Source organism: Glutamicibacter sp. NPDC087583 (genome assembly GCF_044743685.1).
Taxonomy (GTDB): Bacteria; Actinomycetota; Actinomycetes; order Actinomycetales; family Micrococcaceae; genus Glutamicibacter.
Genome location: NZ_JBIUWY010000010.1, coordinates 1 through 21,533 on the forward strand (window position 1 = coordinate 1; position 21,533 = coordinate 21,533).

Consider the following 21,533-nt stretch of genomic DNA (forward strand, 5'->3'; position numbering starts at 1 on the left):
ACTGCGGAACCAACTCCGGAACCAACGGTGGAGCCGACTCCGGAACCAACTCCGGAACCGACTCCTGAACCAACTCCGGAACCAACGGTGGAGCCGACTCCGGAACCAACTCCGGAACCGACTCCGGAACCAACGGTGGAGCCTACAGTCGAGCCGACTCCGGAACCAACGGTGGAGCCGACTCCTGAACCAACTCCGGAACCAACGGTGGATCCTACGGTGGAGCCTTCAGTCGAGCCGACTGCAGAACCGACCCCGGAGCCAACGGTGGAGCCGACTGCGGAACCAACCTCGGAACCAACCTCGGAACCAACAGTTGAGCCGGAAGACGACCAAGACGGGTCTGGATTCCAGGTCATCATGGCACAAGAGGAAGGTGGATTCTTTGCGAATTACACCTTCGATATCAGCGGAGCTTCTGAAAGCGATCCAATAAGTTTCGAGGTGCGGCTCAACTGGCTTTGGGTGGATAACATGACGTACGAGGGGAACTGCGTTCCCTCGAACATGCGAGCTAATTCGTTCAGGCTAAGCTGCGAAGGCCCAATGACTATAAAGCTGAAGCAGTTCTACTTCCTTGGGGGCCGGACTATTGCATTTGAAAGCCAAGGGAACTCGAAGGAGAAGTTCGAATTCAAGATTCCAGGACTCTAGACGCAGCCCAATCGTCCTTCCATTGCCATTCCAGGGCCATCCGGAATGTGCTTCGCGGCTAGGATCGTTCCATGACTGAAAAATCTCTTCCAGTGTTGCCGCCTGTCAATGCAGAAGCTGCTGAACAGATGTGGTCTGCGTACCTGGTGAGCAAGGGGATTCCGCGGACCGAGGCACCGCACTATGTCGCCGAATCGTTCGGTGATCATCCTGCGCTTGCCGATGAGCTTCTGGATGAAATGCTGCACGGAACCAAGCGAGCGACTTCATCTCTGGCTAGCGATTATGCCTATTACAACGAACGTGTCCCGCAACCTGAAGACCACTGCATTGTCTGCGATGGGCAAGGGCAGCCGCGAGCAATTTTGCGAGTACTTTCCGTCGAGCGTTCCTCGTTCTTCGAGGTAGACGCGCAGTTTGCCGCGGCCGAGGGCGAAGGGGATCTCTCGCTGGAATACTGGCGCGCAGAACATGAAAAATTCTGGCGCCGAACGCAGAAATCCATAGGAATCGACTGGAACCCTGAAGACACCGCCAAAGCCGGGGGAGAGCTGGTCTTGGAACGCTTTGAAATTTGCTGGCCGCAGGAGCATGCCGACTAGCCGGTCGAACTTCGTCACGCTGGCCTGCGGTCGAGAACGCGCGGGCGTAGGGTGGAGACAGAGGGTTTCCCGTGAAAGAAGCCCGGAAAAGAAAGGTTGAACATGTCGATTGTCGTCATCAATGCCCTATCGGTTCCCGGCGAAGCTGGACCGGAACTGGAGAAGCGTTTTGCTGCTCGCAAGCATTCAGTGGATTCTTCACCGGGGTTCGAAGGGTTCAAGTTGCTGCGTCCGGTCAATGGTGGAGACAAGTACTTCGTGTACACCCAGTGGGCAACCCGCGAGGACTTCGAGAACTGGCGTACCCAGCGCGCTGATGCGGCCCATGCTGGCAACGATGCCAAGAAGCCAGTGGCCAGCGGCGCTGAACTTCTCGAATTCGAGATCGTCGAATTCTAGGCGCAGCAGCCTGCGGGCAACGCCCCGATGCCTTCGTGGTATCGGGGCGTTATCTGCATCCAGGACCCTTTCGCCTACCTGCGTCCCTTGAACTTGCGCCGTGCCGAATCGGCCAGCAACGCAGCACCCAAGGCGATGCAAAGCAGTGCGCCGATCAAGAAGGTCATGTCGATGCCTTCCGGGCTGGCCTCGCCATTGAGTCCGGGGTGGGTGGCGATAATGGCCGCGGAAATCGCCGTGCCGAAGGAAGAACCTACAGTACGCAGCACCTGGTTGAAACTTACCGAGCTGCCTAGCTCCTTGGTCGCTACGCTGCGGGCGATCAATGCCGGCATGGCCGCATAGCTTGCGCCCATGCCGATGCCGAAGACCAGCATGCTCAGCAAGATCTCCCAGAGCGCCGAGTGGAGCAGCCAGAGCATGGTGCCTGCTGCGGCCATGATGATCGCTCCAATGGGAAGCATGACCTGGATGCCAACGCGTTTTGCAAGTATACGCACCACGCGGTTGGCAGCCAAGCTGCCTACCGAGAGCGGGAAGATGACAAATCCTGCCCAGAAGACCGGCAGGCTCAGCCCGTAGCCCGTTGCCGCATCTGCCTGGGCTACCAGTGATGATACGGACATGCCGATATACAGTGCGGCGCCCAGGGCGATGGCCGAGATATTGGCCAGGAGGACTTCGCCCTGCTTGAGCGTGCGCAGATTAATCAGCGGGTGGCCAAGGCTGTTTTCTACCCTCACCCAGATGATCAGCACGATGACCGAGAAACCGCCCAAAACAAGGGTGGCAGGTGAAGCCCAGCCCCACTTGGGGCCCTCGGATATGGCCAGCAGCAGGGAGGTGAGCCCCAGGGCCAGCAAGCCGGAGCCGGTGTAGTCGAAGGGGCGTTGCTCGGCCTGGGTATCGGGGCCTGCAGGAACAACTTTCCACACCACGCAGATGGTGGCCAGCACGAATAGCGCACCGAACCAGAACGCGTAGGAGTAGTCGAAAATGCCAGCGATGATGCCGGTCAATGGATAGCCGATGCCGATTCCGGAAGCAACCGTCACCGACAAGGTGGAGATGGTGTTCTGCACGTGCTCGGGCGCTACATAGCGCCTGGCGATGGCGATGGTGACCGGAACAATGCCGTAGGACAATCCCTGGAGCACGCGTCCGGCAAGAAACACGCCAAAGCTCGGTGCGGACGCTGCCATGACAGAACCCAGGAACATGGCCGCCAGCGAGACGAGCAGCAGCCGCTTCTTATGCGGTCCATCGCTGAGGCGTCCCATGATGGGTGTTGCCACGGCGCCGGCCAGCAGATTCACGGTGAGCATCCACTGGGCGGCGGCAATATCGACATTGAACCGCAGGGAAATCGAGGGGACCAGCAGCATGCCCAGCGAGGAGACGATTGCCGTGGCCAGCGCGGCGAAGACCAGCGTGGGCACCAGCGGGCTCTGGCTGGGTGCGTTGCGGTTCATGGGCGGACCGCGGTATTGATTTTCTTGAGCGCGGGCAAGGCGGAGCGGATCAGGGAATGGTCCTCCTCGCTCAGGTTCTCGCCCATGGCTTGGAGCAGCGCGGTCCGGCCGAGCAGGATTTCCTGGTCCAGCTTTTGGCGGCCGTCATCGGTGAGCTGGAACCAGAGCTTGCGGCGGTCGGCCTCATCCCGGTGCCGCTCGATCAGTCCGAGGCCTTCCAGTTCCTTGGTCGTCAGCGAGATGGCCTGCTGGCTGACCCCGATGGCCTGGCTCATCCGGGCGGCACTAGCCCGGCCTTCGGTGGCCAAGGTGTGCAGGATTCCCAGTTTGCCCGGGGAGATGGATCGTGCCGTGCGTATCAGGCTCAGCAATGGTGAAAGCACCTCGAGCATTTGCTGGGGAAGGTCTGCGGGCTCGGGATCAATTTCCATAGCTATAGAATACAATTAACTTGTACAAGTTTCTTGTGGAATGCTCGTGAGGCTGGACACTGCCCCGATCCATCGGGCGCGAGAAGGTGGTGCTCGCTCGCTTGGCCCCGCGGTTCGCGGGCATGCCACCGCAGCAAGTGGTTGTCGCTGTGGTGCACTCCTGATGGATTCCGGCTCGTGCCGCGCACGCCTGGCCCTTCGCCGGGACCGCGTGTGCGCCGCAGGGAAAATGCCTTCCGGGCCCCGTTGGCCGGCATGTGCAGTTCCTAGATGGACTAGTGGGGGATCCGGTCGCGTGGCGCTTGGATGCCGGGGTGTTCCGGGTGGCAGAAAACCCTTGACCCGCGTTCGGTAGGTGCTCTAGGCTTCAAGATAACCTGATATACCAGTCGGATACCAAGGGTTTCCGGCGGCCTGGACCGTGGTCCTGCGCGCCGGAAATCCCGCCGAACGGTGCAGGGATCAACTTCCATGCGTCCCGAACGAGGGGAAACCCCATTGATCTCCAATGAAACTGTCAGCAGCTACCTTGAGCGGCTTGCCTCGGGCGCCCCGACGCCAGGAGGGGGCGCGGCCGCGGGCCTGCATGCGGCGCAGGCCGCGGCATTGGTGTCCATGGTTGCCGAATTCACTTCCGGACCGCGGTACGCGGACGTCCAGGAGCAGGCCCAGCAGATTTCCGAGCATGCCCGGCTGCTGATGCGCCAGGGGCTCTTCGCCGCGGAGGAAGACGAAAGGCTGTTCGGCGCCCTGGGTGCCGCGTACAAGCTTCCCAAGGAAAGCGACGAGCAGAAGTCGGAGCGCAGCGCGGCCATCCAAAACGCCACCATCGCCGCCGCCGCACCGCTGGTCTCTACCGTTGAGGCCTCCACTGAGATCATCAAGCTGGGCCAGCGCCTGCTGCCCATTGGCAACCGATCGGTCCTCAGCGACGTGGCCGCCGCGGCCGAAGCTGCCCGGGCGGCCTTGGCTACCGCGCTGGCCACCCTGGAAATGAATATCAGCTCAATCAAGGACGTCGCCCAGCGCGACCGGCTGGTCCAGGCGGCCAGCGAGGCCAGCGAGGCGATCGCCCACGCCGAAGAGCTCAGCGCGCACGCCCATACGGTGGTGGCAGCATGACGGCGCGCAATCTAGCCGGGCAGCCGGTGGCTGAAGCGATCCGCGCCCGCACCGAAGAACTGGTGGTGCGCATGGCCAGCGAGGGCACCAGTGTCCGGATCGCAGTCGTGCTGGCCACCGATAACGAGGCCACCGCCTGGTATGTGCGCTCGATCGAACGGGCCGCGGCACAGCTCGGGGTGGACTGCCAGGTTGTGGACCTGACCGGGTCCGGCCAGGAGCAGCTGTCCGAAGCGATCGCCGCTTTGAACGAGGACAGCTCGGTGCACGGAATCATCTTGCAGACCCCCTTGCCGCCAGGAGTGGATGCCGCGGCGCTGGTGGCGCTGATCGACCCGGCCAAGGACATTGACGGGGCCAATCCGCTGAGCCTGGGACGGCTCAGTGTCGGCCAGCCGGCCTTTGCCCCGGCTACCGCACGCTCGGTCATCGAGATCCTGGAGCACTACCGGATCCCGCTGTCCGGGCAGCATGTCGCGGTGGTCGGGCGCTCTGCAGTGGTGGGCAAGCCGCTGGCTCAGCTGCTGCTGCAGCGCGATGCCACGGTGAGCATCTGCCATTCGAGGACCGCCGATCTGGCCCATTTCACGAAGTCCGCCGCGGTGGTTGTCATGGCCGTGGGCAAGGCGAACCTGCTCACCGGCAATGACGCGGAAGAAAGTACTGTGGTGATCGATGTCGGAACGAACGTCAACGCCGAAGGAAAGCTGGTGGGGGACGTCCATGCGGCATCGGTGCGTCCGCTGGTGCGGGCCCTGAGCCCGGTTCCCGGCGGCGTGGGCACGGTGACGACGGCGTTGCTGGTCCTGCATGCCGCGCAGGCCGCGGCGGCAAGCCAGCAGGCGGCCCCGGCGAAGGGAGCGCACATGGCCGGACGCCGGTAGCTGGCTGGCCGGTGTTCCGGATTCCGCTGCGGGCAAGCCAGCTGGCAGTGGAACCCTCAATGCCGGAACCGCAATTGCCATGGCGAAGCGAACCACGGGCACGGTGCACGCCGGCGGGGACATGAACTGGGATCTGCCGCCGGCCAGGTGCACCACGTGCCGCCGCCGCATCATCGATTGGGAGGTTGATGATGCGGCGGCTTTCCCATGGGTGCTGTTCCGCGGCGGGCAGGGAAGGTTCTCTGGCGGGGATTCAGCGCGAGGAGGCACAGTTGATCCCAGCGCGCACTGGCTTCGATTCCATTCCTGGATCCCTTCGCCCAGTTACCGGCAGTCGCGCCGGATCAGGGGAGGGCAGCTGCCTGGGCAGTGGTTTCCAGCGGCCGCTGGGTCCGTGGGAAGGCAGCGCCCCAGGAGTCGTTCGCATTCTTCATGCCGGGGCACGACGGGATGATGTGCGCTACGGCGGTGTGGTTCCAGAACCTGACGCGCAATTCGACGATCAGCGTCGAGGCAAGCTGCTCGAACAAGTCCCCTATGGTGAGACCTGCCGGAGAGACCCGGACCTTCTTGAGTGCAGGCTGCGGGGTGGTGATATGCAGTATCCGCAGTTCCGAGGTCAGCGGGTCGAGCATTGCCACCAGGGCCGCACGTCCATGGATCGAGACCATTCCCATGGCGTCATCTGCTGATTCTGTGGCCCGAGTCATCACGATGGGCATTCCGGGAACCCATCCGTACTGCGACAGATGAGTTTTGCCCTCGCGCGTCGCGAGGAAATCCGCGACCCTGAGCGCGGTTTGGGTTCTAGCGATGCGACCTGCCATTTCAGTTACTTCCTTTTCTTGCGCTGGATAAGAAAACAAGCAAGCTCGAAGGAATCGCCACCCGAGAGGGGATTCCTCCACTGGCGGAGGGGCTAAATCAATGTCAGGTCCGCGTGGGCACCCCGGGGATCCTTCGAGGTGGCAGGGATGGGCTCGGTCAATGGCTGGTCCAGTCAATCCATGGTGGGCGAGCAGCCCTTCAACCCAGCGGTTGCGGGAGCATGGACTTCCCTGCCGGCAACGGCGAAGTGGAGGTTTCGCACCTCGAACTGGATGCCGAGAGACCTTTCCATTTGCGGAAGCAACGTGTCGTTCACGTAGAGCATGATCATCGGGACATGCTCTTCGCCCGTGGCGGTGCAGGCCAGATTCACGATGAGCTCATTCGGGGATCCGGAAATGCTGCAGTAGGCGGAGTGGACTGCATCCTTCTCCTGGCACAGCCGGGTTGCCAGCGCAGCGACCTGGCCGATCCGGTTGTCCCAGGCCGAGCTGTGAACCGGACTTACCTCTGCGGGAACTGCCAAGGAACCACTCATCATCTGCTCCGCTGTGTTGAGTTGCTTCAATGCCTAATTAATTTAGACAGGCTAACTATTAGATAGGCTATATGTATTCTCTCCAAATGGGCAAGCTGGTTTTTCCCGGACGCGGCTAGAAGGCCAGTGAAGCCAGTGAGTCCAAGAGAGCGCTGCGGCCGCATCAGGCGGCAGGGTTCCCATGGGCATGGACCAGCCAGCCGGCTGCCGGTGCAGATGGAAAAGGACCGGGCACCGCTCGCATGAGCGGTGCCCGGCCCCGGGTACGTGCGTCTGGCTGCTAGCTGGCCGAAGTGGCCAGCGAAACTCCGCGCAAACGGTCCATCTGCGGATCGTACAGCGGATCATCGACCACGGTGGCGGCAATCTGCTTGCCGAAGTACTCGATCGCCACCGGGTCTCCGGTTTCCACCGAGATCGGCAGCCACGCGTAGGCGATCGGCTTGCGGACCGTGTATCCGTAGGCGGCGCTGGTGACGTAGCCGGAAGGCTTGCCATCCACGTAGACCGGTTCCTTGCCCAGGACCATGGACACGCCATCATCCACGGTCAGGCAGCGCAGGCGCTTGGTGGCCGCCGCGGCACGTTCGGCCAGCGCCGACTTGCCCACGAAGTCCGCGGTCTTGGCGGCCTTCACCGCGAAGCCCAGGCCGGCCTGTTCCGGTTCGTGCTCGCTGGTCATATCGGTGCCGAAGGAGCGGAAGCCCTTCTCCAGTCGCATGGAGTTGAACGCCTCGCGCCCGCCGGCAATGATGCCGTGCTCCTGCCCGGCTTCGAAGATCGCATCCCAGAGCTTGGCGCTGACATCCGCCGAGGCGTAGAGTTCCCAGCCGAATTCGCCCACGTAGGACAGGCGCATCGCGGTGACCGGGATGCCGGCGATGGAGATCTGCTTGGTGCGGAAGTACTTCAGCCCCTCGTTGCCCATATCGTCGTCGCTGATCTTGGCCATGACCTGTGGAGCCAGCGGGCCCCACAGGCCGATGCAGGAAGTCCCGGCGGTGATATCGCGAACTGACACCCACTGGCCCGGGCTGGCCTCATTGAACTTGCGCGCTTCGCGGTCCAGGTAGGCGACATCCACGTTGGAGTTGATGCCGGCCTGGTAGACCTGCTCGGAGAGCCGGGCCACGGTGATGTCGCTGGTGATGCCGCCGGCATGGTCCAGCAGCAGGGTGTAGCTGACCATGCCCGGGGCACGCAGCATATTCGCCGTGGTCAAGCCCTGGAGCATCGGCCCGGCACCGGGGCCGGTGACTTCCACGCGCTTGAGCGGGGTCATGTCGAACATGGCCACCGCGGTGCGGGTCTTCCAGGCTTCCACCGCGGCAATCGGCGAGTGGAACTTGCTTGACCAGCTGTCGCGCTCCGGGGCCACCCACTCCGCCGGCATTTCATCGAGCAACGCCGCGTTGGCCTCGTACCAGTGCGGGCGCTCCCAGCCGGTGCCCTCCAGGAAGAAGGCGCCCAGCTTCTGCTGGCGGGAGTAGAACGGGCTGGTTCGCACGGCGCGGGGCTTGGTGCGCGGTTCCAGCGGGTGGCGGACATCGTAGATTTCCACGAAGTTCTGCTGCGAGGTCTCGCTGACGTACTCCTTGGTGGTTTGCACGTCCTCGAAGCGGTTCAGGTCGCAGTCGCTCAGGTCCGTCGTGGAGGTGCCGGTGGTGATCAGCTCGGCCACGGCCTTGGCGATGCCCGGCGCGTGGGTGACCCACACGGCCTCGGCCGCGTAGAAGCCGTCCACTTCCCTGGACTGGCCTACCAGCGAGCCGCCGTCCGGGGTGAAGGAGAAGATGCCGTTGAAGCCGCGCTGGATCCGGGTGTTGCGCAGATCCGGCAGCAGCTCCTGGCTGGCTTCCCATTCGGCGGCGAAGTCCTGCGGAGTGAAGTCCAGCGAGGAAGGCATCCGCTCGTGGGTGATCTCTTCCGGGCGGTAGGCCTGCAAGGTGTCCAGGTCCACCGGCATCGGGCGGTGGGCGTAGGAGCCGATGCCGATGCGATCTCCCCACTCGCGGTAGTAGAGGTCGCGGTCCTGGTAGCGCAGGATCGGGCGGCTGGCACCGGCCGGCAGCTCGTTGACTCCGGCCAGCGACGGCGCCGGGGTGCTCCAGGCGAACTGGTGGCCCAGCGGCAGCAGCGGGATCGAGGTGCCCACCATCTTGCCGATGTTCGGTCCCCAGAAGCCTGCGCAGGAGACCACGATGTCCGCTGCGAAGCGCTCCTCGCCGCAGATGACCGCGGCGACCTTGCCGCCGGAGACCTCGATGTCGGTGACGATGGTGCGGTCGCGGAACTCGACTCCCGCGGCCTTGGCGCGTTCCATGACCAGCGCGGTGCCCTTGGCGGCCAGGGCCAGGCCGTCGCCCGGGGTGAACAGGCCGCCCAGGACCTTCTCCGGGTTGAGCATCGGGAACTTCGCCAGGCAGGCGGCGGCGTCGATGACTTCGGCGTCGACCCCGTAGGAGCGGTTCCAGCCGGCGCGGCGATGCAGGTCGGCCAGGCGCTCATCGGTGGTGGCGATTTCCAGCCCGCCCACCGGGAGGAAGGAGCCGCGCCCGTCGGCGCCCACCAGGCCGGTGAGCTTCTCGATGGTGTACTGCGCGAATTCGGTCATGGACTTGGACGGGTTGGACGAGAAGACCAGGCCCGGGGCGTGCGAGGTGGAGCCGCCGGGAAGATCCAGCGGACCCTGCTCGATGACCAGGGTATTGGTGTGGCCTAGCGCGGCCAGTTCGTCCGCGAGGTTGGCGCCGACGATGCCGGCGCCGATGATGACGATCCGAGGGGAAAGACGGGACATGGGGACTCCTTGAAAGCTGATGGTGTGGTGGTGGCCGGCGCGGCTAGGCGTCGATGACCAGATCCGATTGGGCGGTGGAGCAGCAGGGCAGGAATTTCCCGGCCGCGATTTCACGGGCGCGGATGCCGCCCTGGTGGTTCATCGCCACCTCGCCTTCGAGCTTGACGACCTTGCACGAGCCGCACATGCCCTCCTGGCAGTTGGCGCCGATGCGCACCCCGGCCCGCTGGGCGACACCCAGGATGTGCTCCTGGGAACTGATCCGGACATTCACCGCGGTGCGCAGGAAGGTCATGGTCAGCTCGCCTTCGCCCACGGTGGGGAAGGAAGCGGTATCCGGCGGGTCCTGCGCGGGAACCCGCGGTGAGGCCGGCGGCAGCGGGGCATTGGAATCGACCGCCACCAGCTTCTGGCCGCTGGCCTCGATGGTGCCGCTCTGGTCGTACTCGGGTTCGTACATCCCCAGCTCCGGCGGCTGGCTCTCGTAGAACTCCTCCACGGATTCGGCCACCTCCTCGGCGATGGACCCGGCCAGAGCGATTTCCTCCTGGTATTCGAGCAGCGTCTTGCGGTCCCCGGAGAAGAACTCCATGAACACCGAGGTGTCATCCACCCCGGCCTCGCGCAGCAGCTGGGTGGCCGAATTCAGGTAGCCTTCCGGCCCGCAGGCGAACACCTTGCGGCCATTGGCATCCGGGGCCACCGCGTCGATCATCGCCGTGGTCAGCCGCCCGGCAAAGCCCTTCCAGCTCTTGGGCTTGGCCCGGTCGCCCAGCGAGTAGAACACCTTGATCCGCGAATCGACCTGCGCGATGTATTCCAGCTCGGGCCAGAAGGCGAAGTCCCCGGGCACGGTGCCGTGGCAGAGCACCACCACATCGGCCTGGCCGGGCAGCGAGTGGATGGTGCGCACCATCGACATGATCGGGGTAATCCCGGCTCCGGCCGAAAGGAACAGGTAGCGGGCGCGCCGGTCGGAATCTCCCAGGTGGAAGGCGCCCACCGGGCCGAGCATCTCCAGCACCATGCCCGGACGCAGGTTCTCATGCGCCCAGGAGGAGACCAGGCCCTTGGGATCGCGCTTGATGCTGACATTGAAGGTCCAGGGCACGGTGGGCGCGCTGGAAATCGAGTAGCTGCGGTCCACCGGGTCCTGGTCTTCGCCATGCACCGGGAAGGCGATGTTCAGGTACTGCCCGGCGCGGAAGGCCAGCGGGGCGCCGTCGGCGCGGCGGAAGACGAAGGTCATCAGCCCGCCGGCTTCCTCGATGGTCTGCACGCATTCGGCCAGGAACTCCTGGGGGTGCCAGGGTCCCAGCGCGCGGGCCGCGCTCGCCGGGCCTTCCTGGGAACTGAGGACCCGGTTCCACGGCATTTCCAGCCCGCGGATGCGCTGGGCCGCTACGCTCGATGCCAGCTGGGCGCCTGCGCTCATGCCAGGTGCTCCAGCACGCGCTGGGTGTACCAGTTGATGAACGCCTCGACCTGGTATTCGCTCTTCATGTACGGGCCCGGCTGGTAGGCGGGGCTGGCTGCGCCCTTCTGGCACAGCTCGACGAAGGCCTTGTCCTGCAGGTTGGTCTGCTTCCAGGTGTGGGTGAGCTTCTCCAGATCGTAGTCGTCTCCTTCGACCGCGTCATCGGCCACCAGCCAGGTGGTGCGCACCAGGGTCTGGTGCTCGTTGATCGGGAAGGCCGCGAAGGTGATTACGTGGTCGGACTGGAAGTGGAACCAGCTGTTGGGCTGCAGGTGCATGGAGCAGCGGCCCAGCCGGAAGTCGCGCAGCTCGCCGAGCAGCTTCTTGGACAGGCGGTGCCCGTCGGCGGAGAAGGATTCCCCGTCGCCGTCCAGGGATTCGCGGGAGATGCGGATGCCGGCGATGCGGGTGTCCAGCTGCTCCACGACCTCGTAGGGCAATCCGTAGCGGCGGCAGCGTTCCTCCAGGGCCGCCTGGGCTTGCTGGTTGCGTTCCCATACCTCTTCCAAGTGCGGCGGAACGGTGTCGTCGCTCAGCCCCCAGGTGGGGAACAGCGAGCAGGCCAGCTCGGGGTGCCCGTCGCAGTGGTAGCACTCGCGGTTGTTCTCCATCACCAGCTTCCAGTTGCCCTCCTCGATGATGTCCTGCTGGTAGGCGACCTTGGCGCGGGCGATATCGTGCGGGGCCAGGTAGGGCTCGAAGATGCCGGCGACCTCGTCGAAGTCCGCCGGCGGGTCCTGGGCCAGGGAAACGAAGACCAGCCCGGCATGGACCCGGCCGTGGGCGCGCTTGAGCGCGAAGCAGCTCTTGTCGAACTTGCCTTCGCCCGGGGCGGAGGCGTGGATCAGGTCCCCTTCGGGGGAGTAGGTCCACGAGTGGTAGCCGCAGACCAGGTTCCCGGTGCTGCCCGAAGCTTCGGTGAGCACGCGGGCGCCGCGGTGCCGGCAGACGTTGTGCAGCACGTTGACCCCGCCCTCCTCGGTGCGCAGCACGATCAGCGAATGCGGACCGTAGTCCACGGTCACGTAGTCCCCGGGCTCGGGGATCTCGGCAATGCTCGCGGCGAACAGCCAGTGGGTCCCGAAGATGGCCTGCATTTCGACATCGAATACTGAGGGGTCGGTGTACAGCGGGGCTTCGAGCGAGTAGCCCTTGCGCCGGTTGCGGAAGAGTTCGGTGATCTCGGCGAGCTGTTCTTGGTTCACCGACGTAGCGAGCTTCCCACGCGTAGTGCGCGGTGCGCTTACCGAAGCGGTCATCTGTTACTCCTTGGAACACGACGCGGCTGGCGTCCTCGGGCTGTGGTTGCGCGGGCCGATGTGAGGCCGGTCACCGCATGAATCGAGACTAGGAAGAAATAGTCGGCAAGAAAAGCGCAAGAAATTGAACGGAACCGTGCACAATTGGTGCATGATCGATCCACGCTTCGCCACCCTGCGGGTCTTCTCCTCCACGGGCTCGGTAGCGCGCACCGCGGAACTGACCGGCTACTCGGCTTCGGCGGTCTCCGCGCAGCTGCGCGAACTGCAGCGCACCCTGGGCATCAAGCTGATCACCAAGGAGGGCCGCGGGGTGCGGCTGACCTCCGCGGGCCGGCATTTCGTTGCGGGCCTGGACGGGATTGTGACGCAATGGGAGCTGCTCGCGGCGTCCGCGCGCAACGCCTCCGGGCAGGTGCAGGGGCAGTTCGGCCTGGGCGGTTTCTCCACCGCTGCCGCGCAGCTGCTTGCCCCGCTGGCCGCGAACCTGCGAGCCACTCGGCCCGATACCGAGGTGCAGCTGATCGAAGCGCAGCCGCAGCGCTGCCTGGACTTGCTGCTCGCGGAGCGGATCGACCTGGCCGTGATCGTGGCCAGCCAGACGTCCGGGGGTTCTGCCGCCAGGGACCGGTTCGAGCAGACCGTGCTGCTCGATGACCCGCTGGATGTGGTGCTGCCCGCCACGCACCGGCTGGCGCAGCACAAGTCCGTGGCCCTGGAGGACCTGGCCGATGACCCGTGGATCTCCGAATCCGGGCAGTCGGTCTACCGGGCGCTGTTCGTTGCCGCCTTCACTTCGCTGGGGGTCACCCCGCATATCGCCCACGAGGCGGTGGAGTGGGAAACCATGATCGCGTTCATCGGGGCGGGCCTGGGTGTGGGGCTGCTGCCCCGGCTGGCCACCCTGGGCGATGCGCAGAATGTGGTGCGCCGCCGGATTTCCGGGGCGGCCAAGCCCTCGCGGCGCATCGTGGCGGTGACCCGCAAGGGCAGCCGCGGCTCGCCGCTGATCGAGGAATCCCTGGAAATCCTGCAGCGCACAGCCAAGGACATCATTTCCCTGCGCTCGGCCGAGGAACTGGACGGGTAGCCGGCCGCTGGCGGGCTGCCGGGCCCGGCGGATTTCTCGCCGGGCTATTGACATGGATCACATCCAGTGGTCAGACTTGGGCACATCCGATTTGGTATCCAACTGATATTTCAAGGAAGTGGTCCGCTATGGGCAACTTGGCAGTAAGCTACGCCGGGGCAGGCAAGGTCGAGCTGATCGACACCCCGTACCCCGAATTCGAATTGAAGGACGGACCCGGGGTCCACCCGGCAAACGTCGGGCGGCAGGTGCACCACGGGGTCATCCTGCGCACCATCGCCACCAACATCTGCGGTTCGGACCAGCACATGGTCCGCGGCCGCACCACCGCGCCCGTCGGGTTGGTGCTGGGTCACGAGATCACCGGCGAAGTGGTGGAAGTAGGCCGCGATGTGGAATTCCTCAAGGTCGGCGACGTCGTCTCGGTGCCCTTCAACATCTCCTGCGGCCGCTGCCGCAACTGCAAGGTCGGGCAAACCGGCATCTGCCTGAACGTCAATCCCGACCGCCCCGGTTCCGCCTACGGCTACGTGGACATGGGCGGCTGGGTGGGCGGCCAGGCCGAATACGTGCTGGTGCCCTACGCTGACTGGAACGCCCTGAAATTCCCCGACCGCGACCAGGCCATGGAGAAGATCCTGGACCTGGCCATGCTCTCGGACATCTTCCCGACCGGCTACCACGGAGCCATCGGCGCCGGGGTCACCGTCGGCTCCACCGTCTACGTCGCCGGCGCCGGCCCGGTGGGCCTGGCCGCGGCCACCTCCGCGCAGCTGCTGGGTGCGGCCACCGTGATTGTCGGGGACCTGAACGCCGACCGGCTGGCCCAGGCGCGCAGCTTCGGCTGCGAAACCGTGGACGTCTCGCAGGGCGACCCCGCCGAGCAGATCGCCCAGATCCTGGGCGTGCCCGAGGTCGACTGCGGCATCGACGCGGTGGGCTTCGAAGCGCGCGGGCACGGGCACGACGCTGGCAAGGAGCAGCCTGCCACGGTGCTCAATTCGCTGATGGAAATCACCCGTGCCGGCGGCAGCCTGGGCATCCCGGGACTCTATGTCACCGGGGATCCGGGCGCCGAGGACGAAGCGGCCAAGGTCGGTTCGCTGTCCATGCGCTTCGGCCTGGGCTTCGCCAAGTCCCACACCTTCGTCACGGGCCAGTGCCCGGTGATGAAGTACCACCGCGGGCTGATGCAGGCGATCCTCTCGGACAAGGTCTCGATTGCCAAGAACGTCAACGCCACGGCCATTGGCTTGGACCGGGCCCCGCAGGGCTACGCGGCCTTCGACGAAGGCGCCGCGCAGAAGTTCGTGCTCGACCCGCACGGGCTGATCAGCGCCTGATCCGCGCTTGACGCGCATTTAACCGCTGCCCGCCGTGCCGGCCGGGAACAATTCCCGGCCTGCACGGCGCACTTCCGGCCGGCTCTTGAGCCCGGCCGATTTGCCGGCCCCGGCCACCACTCACGAGCAACCCCGGGACCCCGGCTGATTCGGCGCGCCCGCATTCCCCTGCCGGCCCGCCACCTATTGCCTTTATTGAAGGAAACCGAAATGAAACGCACTGAGCAACCCGTGAACGACCTGGTCAGCGAGCTGCACTCGGCTCGCCGGCGCCGGCCCAGAAGATACCTGTCCTCCGGCACCGACTACTGGGTCTTCGGCATTGCCGGACTCCTCGCCCTGGCGTTCATCGCCTGGGGCTTCGCTTCGCCCGAAGGGCTGGGCTCCGCGGCCGGGAAGGCCCTCGACTGGGTGATTACGAACACCGGCTGGGTCTTCGTGATCGCCGCGACCGTTTTCACCCTGTTCGTGCTGGTGGTCGCGGCCAAGAGCTTCGGGCGCATCCCGCTGGGCAAGGACGGGGAGAAGCCGCAGTTCAGCACGGTTTCCTGGATCTCGATGATGTTCGCCACCGGCATGGGCATCGGGCTGGTCTTCTACGGGGTGGGCGAACCGCTGTACTTCTACATGTCTCCGCCGCCGGAAACCGTGGGCGGGCAGACCTCGGCCGCGGTGGGCACGGCCATGGGCACCACCATGTTCCACTGGACGCTGTTCCCCTGGGCCATGTACGCGATTGTCGGGCTGGGCATGGCCTACGGCAGCTTCCGGTTAGGCCGCCCGCAGTTGTTCTCCTCGATGTTCACCTCGATCTTCGGAGAAAGGGTCGTCCACGGCTGGGGCGGGAAGACGATCAACATCCTGGCTATCCTGGCCACGCTTTTCGGCTCGGCCTGCTCGCTGGGGCTCGGCGCGCTGCAGATCGGCGGCGGCATCCAGTCCGCCGGGCTGCTGTCCTCGGTGGGTTCGGGGGTCCTGGTACTGATCATTGCGGTGCTCACCGCCTTGTTCGTGGCCTCGGCCGTCTCCGGAATCGAGCGCGGCATCCAGTGGCTGTCCAATATCAACATGGTGCTGGCGGTGATCCTGGCGCTGATCGTGTTCATCGGCGGGCCGACGCTGTTCATCCTGAACGTGATTCCCAATGCGGTGGGCTCCTTCATCGCTGACTTGCCGGAAATGGCATCGCGGACCGCGGCTTCCGGGGATGGCGACATGGCCGCGTGGCTTTCCTCCTGGACCATCTTCTACTGGGCCTGGTGGGTTTCCTGGACCCCGTTCGTTGGCCTGTTCATCGCGAGGATCTCGCGCGGGCGCAGCATCCGCCAGTTCGTCACCGGGGTGCTGCTGGTACCTTCCACCGTCACGCTGTTCTGGTTCGCCATCTTCGGCGGCGGCGCCATCGGCCTGCAGGAGCGGGCCGAGCGCAACGGGGACATGGGCCAGGCGCTGGCCCAGATGGTGGACGGGGCCCCGGACATCGACTTCAACTCGGTGCTCTTCGAGCTGCTGGGCGCACTGCCATTCCCCGAATGGTTCTCCATTGCGCTGATGGCTCTGGCCGTGGTGCTGATTGCCATCTTCTTCGTCACCGGGGCGGACTCCGCCTCGATCGTGATGGGCGCGCTGAGCGAACGCGGCGCGCAGGAGCCCTCGAAGAAGTCGGTGGTCTTCTGGGGCGTCTCGGTGGGAGCGGTGGCCGCGGTCATGCTGCTGGCCGGCGGGGACCATCCGGCGGCGGCCCTGAACGGGCTGAAGAACATCACCATCGTCTCGGCGCTGCCCTTCGTGCTGGTGATGCTGCTGCTGTGCGTGGCGCTGTGGAAGGATTTGTGCCGTGATCCGCTGGTGCTGCGCGGCAAGGTGGCGATGGAGGTGCTGGAGCAGGCGGTGGATGACGGAATCGACCGCCACGAAGGCGAGCACTTCAGTCTGATGACCAGGGAGAACTCCATTGTGGCTGCGTCGGGCCTGCCGGCTGGAGACCGGCCGGAGCCGGTGGCCCAGGAGCTGGAAGCCCCGGTGCGCGAACCGCAGCCGCGGCCCGAAACTGATCTGGAACCCGAGGGCGCCGGCCGCTAGCGGCCGGTTCGCGTCCCCGGCATCCAGCTAGGGGGCGCGGCGCAGGGCCTGCTCGAAGTGGGCCACATGCTCGGAGACCAGCCGCGCTGCCAGCTGCGCGTCGCCGTCGAGGATGGCGCGCAGCAGGGCCGAATGCTCGGAAATGTGCTCTGCGATCGGAGGCATCTGGTCGATGACCAGGCACCAGATCCGGGTCACCAGATTATCCAGGCGCACCAGGGTTTCCTCCAGGTACTTGTTGGCCGCCGCTTTGTAGATGAGCCGGTGGATGCGCACATCCAGCAGCAGCAGCGAACGCTGGTCCAGGGCGGGATCCAGGGCATCGATCTGCTGCAGGTAACTGGCCAGCTGCTCGCGGATCTGCGGGTCCTTGTTCGCGGCTGCGTTGCGCGCGGCCAGCGGCTCGAGCACCTGGCGCATTTCGGAGATGTAGTTCAGCTCATGGAAATCCACGGCCGTGGCGAAGGTGCCGCGGCGCGGATAGGACACCACCAGATGGTCGGTTTCCAGCCGCTTGAGAGCCTCGCGCATCGGGGTGCGCCCAATGCCCAGTTCCTCGGCCAGCTGCGGCTCGTGGATCGGGTGCGTCGGAGCGATTTCGAGCAGCACCAGCCGGTCGCGCAACGCGTTATAGGCTCGATCAGCCATCGAGCCTTGCTCGGTGGCGGCGCTGGTCAGTTCGGTGGGCCTTGGCATATCGCTCTCTATCACTGTTCAAAAATCAATTGCCGACACACAAAGAGTATCGCCCCGGCTTCGCTTTAGGCGCTTTTCCTGCGCCGATGCGCTCAACAGCCCTTGGCTCGCCGGCTAGCGGCAGAGCGGAAAACCGCTCTGGAAGCGCTGGGAAAGGCGCCAGGAAGAACCGCCGGAAAAGTTGTTGACGCTGTGCTGAAGCACACATAGTATTGTGATCATCAATTGATATATCAGTATCCGGCCAGAGGTTGGCGAATCTGCCCGCAGCTGCTTCCGAAGGCAGGGGCGGCGCGCAGTTCCGCTGGGAAAACTCAGGCCGGACGGCTTTGAATCCGCGGCGCAGAGCACTGCGCGAAAGCCAGGTGCAACCGCATGAAAATCCCCCGAAAAACCACTACGAGCCATGGCTAAGCTAATGCCATCTCGGCGAAACCAAGGAGCGGCACGATGACCGAACCGAACAACAAGTATGTCCTGACCCTCACCTGCGCCGAGCGCCCGGGCATCGTGCATGCGGTCACCGGGTTGCTGCTCAAGCACCATGGCGACATCCGGGAGCTCAAGCAGCATGACGACCAGCTTTCCGGGACGCTCTTCATGCGCATCGAATTCGAGGTCGCCGCGGCGGAGGATATCCCCGCTGAGATCGCCGAACTCGAGTCGGGCCTCGGCCAGCTCGCCGATGAGCACCAGGCCACCTGGGGTTTGCGCCCGGCCGGAAACAAGAAGCGCGTGGTGGTGATGGTCTCCAAGTTCGGCCATTGCCTGCATGACCTGCTGTTCCGCGCCCGGATGGGGGAGCTGCCGGTGGAAATCGCTGCCGTTGTCTCCAACCACCCGGATCACCGGCAGCAGGTCGAGTGGAATGGGATCCCGTTCTTCCATATTCCTGTCACCCCTGAGACCAAGCCCGAGGCGGAGTCCAAGCTGATGGACCTGGTGGAGCGCTTCGAGGTGGATCTGGTGGTGCTGGCCCGCTACATGCAGGTGCTATCCGATGATCTCACCCGCAAGCTCACCGGCCGGGCCATCAACATCCACCATTCGTTCCTGCCCTCCTTCAAGGGGGCCAAGCCCTACCACCAGGCCTTCGAGCGCGGTGTGAAGACCGTGGGCGCCACGGCGCACTACGTGAATTCGGAGTTGGACGAGGGGCCGATCATCACCCAGCGCGTCCAGGAAGTGGACCACAGCTACGCGCCCGAGCACTTGGTGGCCGCTGGACGCGATACCGAGTGCAAGGCCCTGTCCGATGCGGTGCGCTGGCACTGCGAAGACCGGGTCTTCCTCAGCGGCTCGCGCACTGTGGTGCTGCGCTAGCACCCTCCGGGCCAAAGGCCCCGGCGGGGATTCGACGGACATCATATGACGATGCCCGCCGAACCCGGCCGGGGCCTTTGCTGTTGCCCGCCGTTTGGGCCCGGAGGCGCTCGACCGGAGGCGCAAAGGCCGGGAAGACAGTGCGGTCGAATGCAGGGGCACGGAAGTTTTCCCAAGTTAACCTAGGAATTATCCTTGTCTTGGCCACTGGGGCTATGCAAGGCTATGGATCAAGCGGGTGCTTGTGACCCAGCTCATGAAATAAGAACCAGCGGCCCCCAGAAGGAATGTGTCGATGTTTGGACTACCGGCGTTCACGACCATGGTCATCATCGGGGTTCCGGCCCTCTGGGTGATCTACACAGCTGTTTTCCTGTGGCTCAGCCGCGGCTGGAAGCGCGAGGATGCGAAGGAGCAGCAGTGAGCATCGAAATCCTGTTCCTGGTCATCTATTTCATCGCCATGGCCGCCATCGGCTTCTGGGCGATGAAGCGAGGCAAGCAAGATGCCGAAGGGTTCCTGCTCGGCGGACGCAGCCTCGGCCCCGGTGTCACCGCGCTGCGGCTGCAGAGTTCTTCCATGTCCGGCTACATGTTCATGGGTGCCGGATCCATGGGCTACACCCAAGGCTATTTCAGCATGTGGTACGCGCTGGGCGACCTGGGCGGCGGCATCCTGAACCTCTCGGTCCTGGGCCGGCGCATGCGCAAGCTATCCCAGATCCTGGGGTCCATCACCTCCATCGAGTATCTGGAGCACCGCTATCCCTCGAAGTGGATCCGGCTCATCGCCGCTCCCGTGGCGCTGTTCTGCATGTTCTTCTACGTGCTGGCCCAGTTCATCGCCGGCGGCCGCGGATTGGAAATGGTCTCCGGGGTGTCCTTCCCGGTGGCCTTGGCGATCGCCATCGGCGTGATTGTCCTCTATACCTTCCTGGGCGGCTACCTGGCTGTGGCCTACACCGACTTCGTGCAGGCCATCATCATGGTGGTCGGCATGGTCTGGATCCTGGTTGCCACGCTGATGGCCGTGGGCGGTTTCACCAAGGGCAATGAGACTGTGGGCGGGATCAACCCCAACCTGCTGACTATGTGGGGAGCGGACCTGGGCTACCAGGGACAGTGGGGAGTCATTCTCGGTGCGCTGCTGGTCTTCTCCATCGGCTACATGGGCTGGCCGCACGTGGTGGTCAGCCACATGGCCATGAAGAAGCCTTCGGTGGCACGTACCGCAGGGGTCTACTCATTGGTATTCAACCTGCTGTTCATCCCCGGCCCCTACCTGGTGGGCCTGTTCGCGCTGATCCTGCTGCCCAACCTGGCCAACCCGGAAACCGCGATCTTCGAGGTCGCCGACGCGGTGCTGCCGACCTTCGCCGTGGGCATCGTCATGGCAGCGATCATGGCAGCCATCATGTCCACCGCCGATGCCCTGCTGCTGCAGGCCGGCACCATCGCCAGCCAGGACATCTACGCCCGGTTCATCAACAAGAAGATGAGCGATGCGCAGATGGTCTGGGTCTCGCGGATCACCGTGCTGGCCCTGGCCATCATCGGCTATGGCATTGCCGCTTTTGATCCTCCCGCGGTGGCCGCCGTGGTGATCTTCTCAACGACCGTGCTGGGCAGCGCCTTTGTCCCTTCCTATATCTGCGCGGTGTGGTGGAAGAAGGCCAATACCGTTGGCGCGATCTCCTCGATGGCCGCCGGCACACTGGTCTCGGTGCTCTGGCAGGTGTCCGGCGCGCCGGATGCCACCGGCATTGATCCGATGGTCACCGGCATCCTGGCCTCCACCGCGGCCATGGTCATCGGCAGCCTGGCCAGCCAGAAGTCGCATCCCGTGCCGGAGCATATTGGCCGTGCCCTGGATGAGACTGCGAAGATCGGCCCGATCCCGAAGAAGATGCTCATGGGCCAGGATGCACTGCTGGCCAGCCAGGCGGAAATGGCGGCCCGCGGTGAATGAACTGGTGCTGAAAACCTTGGTCGATGACCAGGACGCGCAACGCATCCTTGCCGCCAAGGCGCCAGGGCTGAGAGTCGAGTCGGCCAAGCTGCGCCATCATCCCTTTGCGGGGTTCATCTTCGAGGTGCCGCAGCTGGCCGGGCGGTCAGGGCAGGCGCACGCCTTGGTGGACTACTACTCGGGCAAGGCCTTCGTCTGCGATCCGTGGCAAGCCGAAGATGCGGAAACCGGCCAAGTGCTGGACCGGGTGGCTGATCCGCAGTGGAACACCATCGATTTCGACACCGCACGCCGGCGGGCCAAGGCCCTGCTGTCCACCGCGGCGCTGCGCCGGGCCCGGCTGGCCTGGCGCGGCGGGGTCCGGGAAAAGAGCAGTGTCGCAAAGGTCTGGAAACCCAACTGGATGATCGAAGCGAGCCTGGAGAAAAAGTCCTACCGCGTCATGGTGGACGGACTGAACGGCGGCTACTTCATCATCGGCAGCTGAGACTGGAAACGCCGGAGGACGGCGCAATGACCAAGATCCATCCCATCACAGGAAGACATCGGAGATTCAATGAAGAAT

At 64.7% G+C, this 21,533-nt stretch carries 20 protein-coding genes; 12 read left to right on the forward strand and 8 right to left on the reverse strand.

Annotation, left to right across the window (positions count from 1 at the left end; genetic code table 11):
* The 3 genes from ACIOU9_RS16950 to ACIOU9_RS16960 form a co-directional block, all read left to right on the forward strand.
* Nucleotides 1–654, forward strand: a 654-nt coding sequence (locus ACIOU9_RS16950) for a PT domain-containing protein (protein ID WP_402697659.1), incomplete at its 5' end; no start/stop codon positions are given.
* A gap of 71 nt (nt 655–725) precedes the next feature.
* Complete coding sequence (locus ACIOU9_RS16955) at nt 726–1,256, forward strand: ASCH domain-containing protein (RefSeq protein ID WP_133833939.1); 531 nt, start codon at nt 726–728, stop codon at nt 1,254–1,256.
* Nucleotides 1,257–1,358: 102 nt separating this feature from the next.
* Entirely contained in the window at nt 1,359–1,655 is a 297-nt protein-coding gene (locus tag ACIOU9_RS16960) for an antibiotic biosynthesis monooxygenase (RefSeq protein ID WP_332488065.1), read from the forward strand.
* A gap of 74 nt (nt 1,656–1,729) precedes the next feature.
* Here ACIOU9_RS16960 and ACIOU9_RS16965 read toward each other — a convergent pair whose 3' ends face one another.
* Together ACIOU9_RS16965 and ACIOU9_RS16970 are read right to left on the reverse strand one after the other, a co-directional pair.
* Nucleotides 1,730–3,127, reverse strand: coding sequence for an MFS transporter (locus ACIOU9_RS16965; protein ID WP_133833941.1), 1,398 nt, complete (start codon nt 3,125–3,127; stop codon nt 1,730–1,732).
* Nucleotides 3,124–3,558 carry a MarR family winged helix-turn-helix transcriptional regulator gene (locus ACIOU9_RS16970; RefSeq protein ID WP_133833942.1) on the reverse strand — a complete coding sequence of 145 codons (435 nt, stop codon included), beginning with the start codon at nt 3,556–3,558 and terminating at the stop codon, nt 3,124–3,126. The genes ACIOU9_RS16965 and ACIOU9_RS16970 overlap by 4 nt, the downstream gene beginning before the upstream one ends.
* A 471-nt stretch (nt 3,559–4,029) precedes the next feature.
* Between ACIOU9_RS16970 and ACIOU9_RS16975 the strand changes: the two genes are divergently transcribed.
* Entirely contained in the window at nt 4,030–4,680 is a 651-nt protein-coding gene (locus tag ACIOU9_RS16975) for a cyclodeaminase/cyclohydrolase family protein (RefSeq protein WP_402697662.1), read from the forward strand.
* Nucleotides 4,677–5,564: a bifunctional 5,10-methylenetetrahydrofolate dehydrogenase/5,10-methenyltetrahydrofolate cyclohydrolase gene (locus ACIOU9_RS16980; protein WP_402697664.1), complete on the forward strand. Its 888-nt coding sequence runs from the start codon at nt 4,677–4,679 to the stop codon at nt 5,562–5,564. Before ACIOU9_RS16975 ends, ACIOU9_RS16980 begins: the two co-directional genes overlap by 4 nt.
* Before the next feature lie 344 nt (nt 5,565–5,908).
* On the opposite strand, the gene ACIOU9_RS16985 is transcribed toward ACIOU9_RS16980, so the two are convergent.
* The 5 genes from ACIOU9_RS16985 to ACIOU9_RS17005 all read right to left on the reverse strand — a co-directional run bounded on the left by ACIOU9_RS16985 (nt 5,909) and on the right by ACIOU9_RS17005 (nt 12,466).
* The gene (locus ACIOU9_RS16985; protein WP_402697666.1) at nt 5,909–6,391 is read right to left on the reverse strand and encodes a hypothetical protein; all 483 of its coding nucleotides are present in this window, start codon (nt 6,389–6,391) and stop codon (nt 5,909–5,911) included.
* Between the two features lie 173 nt (nt 6,392–6,564).
* Nucleotides 6,565–6,960: a hypothetical protein gene (locus ACIOU9_RS16990; protein WP_133833946.1), complete on the reverse strand. Its 396-nt coding sequence runs from the start codon at nt 6,958–6,960 to the stop codon at nt 6,565–6,567.
* Nucleotides 6,961–7,210: 250 nt separating this feature from the next.
* Nucleotides 7,211–9,730 (reverse strand): FAD-dependent oxidoreductase, encoded by a 2,520-nt coding sequence (locus ACIOU9_RS16995; RefSeq protein WP_133833947.1) that lies wholly within the window; start codon nt 9,728–9,730, stop codon nt 7,211–7,213.
* Nucleotides 9,731–9,773: 43 nt separating this feature from the next.
* The gene (locus ACIOU9_RS17000; RefSeq protein WP_133833948.1) at nt 9,774–11,165 is read right to left on the reverse strand and encodes a flavin reductase family protein; all 1,392 of its coding nucleotides are present in this window, start codon (nt 11,163–11,165) and stop codon (nt 9,774–9,776) included.
* The gene (locus ACIOU9_RS17005; protein ID WP_105658918.1) at nt 11,162–12,466 is read right to left on the reverse strand and encodes an SRPBCC family protein; all 1,305 of its coding nucleotides are present in this window, start codon (nt 12,464–12,466) and stop codon (nt 11,162–11,164) included. Before ACIOU9_RS17005 ends, ACIOU9_RS17000 begins: the two co-directional genes overlap by 4 nt.
* A gap of 151 nt (nt 12,467–12,617) precedes the next feature.
* Here ACIOU9_RS17005 and ACIOU9_RS17010 point away from each other — a divergent pair, with 151 nt between their 5' ends.
* The 3 genes from ACIOU9_RS17010 (at nt 12,618) to ACIOU9_RS17020 (ending at nt 16,981) form a co-directional block, all read left to right on the forward strand.
* The gene (locus ACIOU9_RS17010; RefSeq protein WP_332488082.1) at nt 12,618–13,556 is read left to right on the forward strand and encodes a LysR family transcriptional regulator; all 939 of its coding nucleotides are present in this window, start codon (nt 12,618–12,620) and stop codon (nt 13,554–13,556) included.
* A gap of 128 nt (nt 13,557–13,684) precedes the next feature.
* Nucleotides 13,685–14,899, forward strand: a complete 1,215-nt coding sequence (gene fdhA, locus ACIOU9_RS17015; RefSeq protein WP_133833949.1) for a formaldehyde dehydrogenase, glutathione-independent — start codon at nt 13,685–13,687, stop codon at nt 14,897–14,899.
* Nucleotides 14,900–15,109: 210 nt separating this feature from the next.
* Nucleotides 15,110–16,981 carry a BCCT family transporter gene (locus ACIOU9_RS17020; protein WP_332499088.1) on the forward strand — a complete coding sequence of 624 codons (1,872 nt, stop codon included), beginning with the start codon at nt 15,110–15,112 and terminating at the stop codon, nt 16,979–16,981.
* Nucleotides 16,982–17,008: 27 nt separating this feature from the next.
* Here ACIOU9_RS17020 and ACIOU9_RS17025 read toward each other — a convergent pair whose 3' ends face one another.
* Complete coding sequence (locus tag ACIOU9_RS17025) at nt 17,009–17,677, reverse strand: GntR family transcriptional regulator (RefSeq protein WP_105658922.1); 669 nt, start codon at nt 17,675–17,677, stop codon at nt 17,009–17,011.
* Between the two features lie 450 nt (nt 17,678–18,127).
* On the opposite strand from ACIOU9_RS17025, the gene purU reads away from it, so the two are divergent.
* The 4 genes from purU (at nt 18,128) to ACIOU9_RS17045 (ending at nt 21,455) form a co-directional block, all read left to right on the forward strand.
* On the forward strand, nt 18,128–19,000 hold the full coding sequence (purU, locus tag ACIOU9_RS17030) for a formyltetrahydrofolate deformylase (RefSeq protein WP_105658923.1): 873 nt from the start codon (nt 18,128–18,130) through the stop codon (nt 18,998–19,000).
* Nucleotides 19,001–19,295: 295 nt separating this feature from the next.
* The gene (locus ACIOU9_RS17035) at nt 19,296–19,424 is read left to right on the forward strand and encodes a hypothetical protein (protein ID WP_286134668.1); all 129 of its coding nucleotides are present in this window, start codon (nt 19,296–19,298) and stop codon (nt 19,422–19,424) included.
* Nucleotides 19,421–20,968 (forward strand): sodium/proline symporter, encoded by a 1,548-nt coding sequence (locus ACIOU9_RS17040; RefSeq protein ID WP_105658924.1) that lies wholly within the window; start codon nt 19,421–19,423, stop codon nt 20,966–20,968. Before ACIOU9_RS17035 ends, ACIOU9_RS17040 begins: the two co-directional genes overlap by 4 nt.
* Nucleotides 20,961–21,455 (forward strand): hypothetical protein, encoded by a 495-nt coding sequence (locus ACIOU9_RS17045; protein WP_332488091.1) that lies wholly within the window; start codon nt 20,961–20,963, stop codon nt 21,453–21,455. The genes ACIOU9_RS17040 and ACIOU9_RS17045 overlap by 8 nt, the downstream gene beginning before the upstream one ends.
* The last annotated feature ends 78 nt before the right edge of the window (nt 21,456–21,533 follow it).

Bases quoted from the DNA above. Each gene is read 5' to 3' on its own strand.
- ACIOU9_RS17035 (WP_286134668.1), top strand. From the start codon at position 19,296: ATGTTTGGACTACCGGCGTTCACGACCATGGTCATCATCGGGGTTCCG.
- ACIOU9_RS16995 (WP_133833947.1), bottom strand. From the start codon at position 9,730: ATGTCCCGTCTTTCCCCTCGGATCGTCATCATCGGCGCCGGCATCGTC.
- ACIOU9_RS16965 (WP_133833941.1), bottom strand. From the start codon at position 3,127: ATGAACCGCAACGCACCCAGCCAGAGCCCGCTGGTGCCCACGCTGGTC.
- ACIOU9_RS16955 (WP_133833939.1), top strand. From the start codon at position 726: ATGACTGAAAAATCTCTTCCAGTGTTGCCGCCTGTCAATGCAGAAGCT.
- ACIOU9_RS17020 (WP_332499088.1), top strand. From the start codon at position 15,110: ATGAAACGCACTGAGCAACCCGTGAACGACCTGGTCAGCGAGCTGCAC.
- purU (WP_105658923.1), top strand. From the start codon at position 18,128: ATGACCGAACCGAACAACAAGTATGTCCTGACCCTCACCTGCGCCGAG.
- ACIOU9_RS17000 (WP_133833948.1), bottom strand. From the start codon at position 11,165: ATGAGCGCAGGCGCCCAGCTGGCATCGAGCGTAGCGGCCCAGCGCATC.
- ACIOU9_RS17025 (WP_105658922.1), bottom strand. From the start codon at position 17,677: ATGCCAAGGCCCACCGAACTGACCAGCGCCGCCACCGAGCAAGGCTCG.
- ACIOU9_RS16985 (WP_402697666.1), bottom strand. From the start codon at position 6,391: ATGGCAGGTCGCATCGCTAGAACCCAAACCGCGCTCAGGGTCGCGGAT.
- fdhA (WP_133833949.1), top strand. From the start codon at position 13,685: ATGGGCAACTTGGCAGTAAGCTACGCCGGGGCAGGCAAGGTCGAGCTG.
- ACIOU9_RS16960 (WP_332488065.1), top strand. From the start codon at position 1,359: ATGTCGATTGTCGTCATCAATGCCCTATCGGTTCCCGGCGAAGCTGGA.
- ACIOU9_RS17005 (WP_105658918.1), bottom strand. From the start codon at position 12,466: ATGACCGCTTCGGTAAGCGCACCGCGCACTACGCGTGGGAAGCTCGCT.
- ACIOU9_RS16980 (WP_402697664.1), top strand. From the start codon at position 4,677: ATGACGGCGCGCAATCTAGCCGGGCAGCCGGTGGCTGAAGCGATCCGC.
- ACIOU9_RS16970 (WP_133833942.1), bottom strand. From the start codon at position 3,558: ATGGAAATTGATCCCGAGCCCGCAGACCTTCCCCAGCAAATGCTCGAG.
- ACIOU9_RS16975 (WP_402697662.1), top strand. From the start codon at position 4,030: ATGCGTCCCGAACGAGGGGAAACCCCATTGATCTCCAATGAAACTGTC.
- ACIOU9_RS17010 (WP_332488082.1), top strand. From the start codon at position 12,618: ATGATCGATCCACGCTTCGCCACCCTGCGGGTCTTCTCCTCCACGGGC.